Below are 1,302 nucleotides of genomic sequence, written 5' to 3' on the forward strand. Positions count from 1 at the left end.
GCCGAGCGGCTGGCGCCTGTGACCTCGGATGTGCCGGCGTATGTGATTTATACGTCGGGTTCGACGGGGCGGCCGAAGGGTGTGGTGGTCGAGCACGCGAGTGTGGTGCGGTTGTTTTCCGCTACGGATGGGTGGTTCGGGTTCGGGGCGGATGACGTGTGGACGTTGTTCCACTCGTATGCGTTCGATTTTTCGGTGTGGGAGTTGTGGGGGCCGTTGTTGTATGGCGGTCGTCTGGTGGTGGTGCCGTTCGAGGTGAGTCGTTCGGCGGGTGAGTTTTTGGCCCTGCTGGCGCGTGAGGGTGTGACGGTGCTGAATCAGACGCCGTCGGCGTTCTATCAGCTGATGCAGGCGGAGCGGGATGATCCGGCGACGGGTGATGCGCTTGCTCTGCGGTATGTGGTGTTCGGTGGGGAGGCGTTGGATCTGGGCCGGCTGGCGTCGTGGTACGAGCGGCGTGGTGATGGTGGTCCGACGTTGGTGAACATGTATGGGATCACCGAGACGACGGTGCATGTGACCTACCTGCCGTTGGACCAGGACGTGTGTGTGGCTGGTGGGGGGAGCAGGATCGGTGAGGGGATCCCGGATCTGCGGTTGTATGTGCTGGATGCGGGGTTGTGCCCGGTGCCGGTGGGTGTGGCCGGTGAGTTGTATGTGGCGGGTGCGGGTCTGGCGCGGGGGTATCTGAACCGTCCGGGTCTGACGGCGGAGCGTTTCGTTGCCGATCCGTTCGGGGTTCCGGGTTCGCGGATGTACCGGACTGGGGATCTGGTGCGGTGGGGTGCGGTCGGGGAGTTGGAGTATCTGGGCCGTGTTGATGATCAGGTGAAGGTGCGGGGTTTCCGGATCGAGCTGGGTGAGATCGAGTCGGTCCTGGCCGGGCATCCGGATGTCGCGCAGGTCGCGGTGGTTGTGCGGGAGGACCGTCCCGGTGACAAGCGGCTGGTGGGTTACGCCGTCCCCGCAGCCGGTGCTGCTGTGGACCCTGCTGTGTTGAGGGCGTATGTGGGCGGTTTGGTACCGGATTACATGGTGCCCTCCGCGGTGATGGTGCTGGATGTGTTGCCGTTGACGCCGAACGGGAAGTTGGACCGTCGGGCCCTGCCTGCACCCGAGTTTGCGGCGAGTGTGGGGGGTCGTGTTCCGCGTACTCCGCAGGAGGAGGTTCTGTGCGGGGTGTTCGCGGAAGTGCTCGGTGTCGAGCGGGTGTCCATTGATGACAACTTCTTTGAGTTGGGTGGGCATTCGCTGTTGGCGGTGTCGTTGGTGGAGCGGTTGCGTGAGCGTGGGCTTGCGGTG

General features: G+C 64.3%; 1 protein-coding gene. It reads left to right on the forward strand.

Going from position 1 to position 1,302, the window contains the following annotated elements:
• The coding region (locus AB0L95_RS42220; protein WP_365171998.1) for an amino acid adenylation domain-containing protein at positions 1-1,302 on the forward strand (1,302 nt) is incomplete at both ends.

The organism is Streptomyces sp. NPDC052036, assembly GCF_040680495.1.
In the GTDB taxonomy this organism is placed as follows: Bacteria; Actinomycetota; Actinomycetes; order Streptomycetales; family Streptomycetaceae; genus Streptomyces.